The sequence below is a fragment of the Streptomyces sp. BE303 genome (assembly GCF_036290945.1).
Taxonomy (GTDB): Bacteria; Actinomycetota; Actinomycetes; order Streptomycetales; family Streptomycetaceae; genus Kitasatospora.
In genome coordinates, this window is sequence record NZ_JAQYWZ010000757.1 from 1 (window position 1) to 442 (window position 442).

Consider the following 442-nt stretch of genomic DNA (forward strand, 5'->3'; position numbering starts at 1 on the left):
CGTCATCAGCGACCCCGCGCCGGAAGCCCTCTCCTGGTGCGGGGAACTCTCGTCGGCGTGGAGCTTAGCGGGCAGGGTCCCGTGCCGCATCGCCAGAACCATCTTGATGATGCCGGCGACACCGGCCGCCGCCTGCGTGTGCCCGATGTTGGACTTCACCGACCCGTGCCAGAGCGTGTCACCACCGTCACGGTCCTGACCGTAGGTGGCCAGGAGGGCCTGGGCCTCGATGGGGTCTCCGAGCGTCGTGCCGGTGCCGTGCGCCTCGACCGCGTCGACGTCCTGCGGGTTCAACCCCGCCTGCGCCAACGCGGCCCGGATCACCCTCTGCTGCGACGGACCGTTCGGCGCCGTCAGACCGTTCGACGCACCGACCTGGGTCACCGCCGTACCCCGCACCTCCGCCAGCTCCCGACGACAAGCAGCCCGCGCCGACGACAAC

The 442-nt window shown here is 71.0% G+C and carries 1 protein-coding gene; it reads right to left on the reverse strand.

Annotated features, from left to right (window positions below; all coding sequences use genetic code 11):
- Positions 1-442, reverse strand: a 442-nt coding sequence (locus PUR56_RS22735; protein ID WP_329950270.1) for a polyketide synthase, incomplete at both ends; no start/stop codon positions are given.